Origin of the sequence: Micromonospora sp. M51, assembly GCF_018070305.1 — a bacterium.
Classification (GTDB): domain Bacteria; phylum Actinomycetota; class Actinomycetes; order Mycobacteriales; family Micromonosporaceae; genus Micromonospora; species Micromonospora parva.
On sequence record NZ_JAGPXZ010000763.1, the window covers coordinates 1 to 2,820 of the forward strand.

At 74.1% G+C, this 2,820-nt stretch carries 4 protein-coding genes; 3 read left to right on the forward strand and 1 reads right to left on the reverse strand.

What is annotated here, in order from left to right; all coding sequences use genetic code 11:
• Window positions 1-127: 127 nt before the first annotated feature.
• Window positions 128-1,033 (forward strand): hypothetical protein, encoded by a 906-nt coding sequence (locus KBX53_RS28345; protein WP_247676355.1) that lies wholly within the window; start codon window positions 128-130, stop codon window positions 1,031-1,033.
• 75 nt (window positions 1,034-1,108) lie between these two features.
• On the opposite strand, the gene KBX53_RS28350 is transcribed toward KBX53_RS28345, so the two are convergent.
• Window positions 1,109-1,636, reverse strand: a complete 528-nt coding sequence (locus KBX53_RS28350; protein WP_210862623.1) for a DUF3093 domain-containing protein — start codon at window positions 1,634-1,636, stop codon at window positions 1,109-1,111.
• A gap of 90 nt (window positions 1,637-1,726) precedes the next feature.
• Between KBX53_RS28350 and dut the strand changes: the two genes are divergently transcribed.
• Window positions 1,727-2,263 carry a dUTP diphosphatase gene (gene dut / locus KBX53_RS28355; RefSeq protein ID WP_210862625.1) on the forward strand — a complete coding sequence of 179 codons (537 nt, stop codon included), beginning with the start codon at window positions 1,727-1,729 and terminating at the stop codon, window positions 2,261-2,263.
• Between the two features lie 25 nt (window positions 2,264-2,288).
• Window positions 2,289-2,820 (forward strand): DUF3710 domain-containing protein (locus KBX53_RS28360; RefSeq protein ID WP_210862628.1); only part of this gene is annotated, 532 nt, incomplete at its 3' end.

Here is a 2,820-nt window from a genome sequence, read left to right on the forward strand (position 1 = left end):
GAGTGCGTCTGACAACCACGACACGGCGGCGGCCTCCGGAACGGGGCCGCCGCTGCCGGTGTAGGCATGCGTCAGCGGTGGGTACCTGCTTGACTCGTAGCGGGTAGCCACAGCACCGGGAGGTCCGATGAGCGATCGAGGCGGCACCACCGATGGCGGCACGGACGGCCTCGGCGCCACCGGTGGTGCGAGTGACGTCAGGGCCCCTGGTGGCGCGGGTGATCCTGGCGCCGACGGCGGTGCGAGCGGCCTCGGTACTGACGGCGGCGCGAGCGACCTTGGTGCCACCGTCGCGGCGTTGACAGCTGACGACATCGAGCCGGCCCGTCGCCGCCAACTGCTGACCCGGATGGTCGGGCAGGCCCGCGCACGAGGCATCTCCGACCTGTTCAAGCCGCGTGCCGCAGTGCGGTGGATGGTCGACACAGTCGCCGAGATCGCCCCGCACGTCCCGGTACGGGACCTGGACACCCTGCGTCGGCATTTTCCCGGTCTGGACGACGGTGCCATCGCCGACCGGCTCGTCCGCAACGCGTCCCGGACCACTGCCGCGATCGGCGCGGCCGGAGGGGGCGTCGCCGCCGTCGAGTGGACGGTCGCACCGACCCTGCTCTCCGCCCCGGTGCTGCTCGCCGCCGAGACCGTCGCCGTGGTGGCGGTGGAGCTGAAACTGGTCGGCGAGCTGCACGAGCTGCACGGTGTGGCGCTGCCGGACGCCGGCACCCAACGGGCGGTCGCCCTGGTGCACTCCTGGGCCACCCAGCGCGGCGTCAACCCGATGGTGCCCGGCGTGGGAGTGGGCGCGGTGCTCGGCACCGCGGCCCGCAAGGAGCTGCGGGAGATGCTGCTGCGGCGGTTCGGTCGCAACCTCACCACGCTCGGACCGTTCCTGACCGGTGCGGCGGTGGCCAGCTTCCTCAACCGGCGGGCCACCCAGCAGATGGCCGAGCAGCTCCAGCTGGACCTGCGACGGCGGGGCATCGCCCGGCCCGCGCCGCCGGCTGCCCTGCCGGGTCCGCCGACCGGCACCTGAGCGGGCCTTGGCCGTCCAGGCCGGCAGCTGAGCGGGCCTTGGCCGTCCGGCTGAACGGGCCTTCCGGCCGTCGGATCAGCCCGGCTCGCGCGCCGTCGGACCGGGGAGCGCCAGCGCGTCCCGCGCGGCCAGCACCGCCTCGGCCAGCTCGACCGGGTGGCGGGTGCTGACCACCCAGAACGGGGTCGGGTCCGCCGGATCGTTGAGGATCACCTGCACGGCGCCACCGATCCATGGTCGCTGTACCACGAAGGCGAGCGGGTCCGCGCCGACGCCGAGCACCTCACGTCGGCCGGCCACGTCCAGCGGCACCACGTCGGCCACGAAACGTACCGGCAGGCGGGCGTCGTCCACCCGCAGCTCGCCATCGGCCACCCCGACCCGGATCCGGCCCAGCCACCACAGCCCGGCCGCGGTGAGCGGCACCAGCACGACGAACGGCAGCCAGGCGCGGACGCCGGAGGCGCCCATCCAGATCTCGACGGCCAGCAACGCGGCGGCCACCAGCCCGGCCAGCCACAGCCACCAGGGCAGATCCAGCCGCTCGGCGTACGCCGCACGGGCGGCGACGGGCGGCTGATCGGCGGACGGGGAGGACGACATGCTCACTCCTGCGAGGGTACGGCGCACGGCGGCGCGACGAACCGGCAGGATGGCAGGGTCACCCCGCGAACCGGACGGAAGAGGGGACCCGTGACCGACGTCGTACCCGTGCCCGTGCAGCTGCTCGACAGCGAGCTGCCGCTGCCCACGTACGCCCATCCCGGCGACGCCGGGGCCGACCTGGTGGCGGCCGCGGACGTGGAGCTGCCGCCCGGTGGTCGTGCCCTGGTGCCCACCGGGGTGGCCATCGCGCTGCCCGAGGGGTACGTGGGCCTGGTCCATCCGCGCTCCGGTCTGGCGGCCAGGCTCGGCGTGACGGTGCTCAACGCGCCCGGTACGGTCGACGCCGGCTACCGGGGTGAGATCCTGGTCAACCTGATCAATCATGATCGGGATGTGCCGGCGAAGATCTCCCGCGGCGACCGGATCGCGCAGCTCGTGGTCCAGCAGGTCGCACGGGCGCGGTTCGAGCCGGTGGTCGAGCTGCCCGCGTCCCGGCGTGGGACCGGTGGGCACGGGTCCACCGGTGGGCACGCCGGGCTGGTGCCGTCGCCGACGGGTCAGGACCGGATCGAGCGGCGGCCGAGCGAGCCGGGCCGCGGGCAGACGGAAGAGGTGGCAGGGTGAGTGTGAACAGCGGAGGGCAGGCGCAGTGATCTTCTCCCGAAAGCGGGCCGACGCCGAGCGGCAGACCCGTGACGAGCGGGTTACCCAGGTCCCGGACCAGGGCGATGCGGCGCCGACGCTGGAGCGCGGCCCGTACGACATCTCCGAGAGCTACGACGACGTGCAGCGCCTCGACCTCGGCAGCCTGCACATCCCGGCGATCGCCGACGTCGAGGTGCGGGTGCAGGCCGACCCGCAGGGTGTGATCCAGCAGGTGGTGCTGGTGCACGGCGACAACGCGCTCCAGCTGGGCGTCTTCGCCGCCCCCCGGTCCGAGGGGATCTGGGACGAGGTGCGCGAGGAGATCCGGCAGTCGCTGCTCCGCGACGGCGCGAGCGCGCAGGAGGTCGCCGGCGAGTACGGCCCGGAGCTGCACGCCCAGGTGCGTACCCCGGACGGCACCACGAACCTGCGGTTCGTCGGAATCGACGGGCCGCGCTGGATGGTCCGTGGCGTGTTCCAGGGCCCGGTGGCCACCGACCCGGCCCTGGGCGGGCCGCTCGTCGAGTGCCTGGACG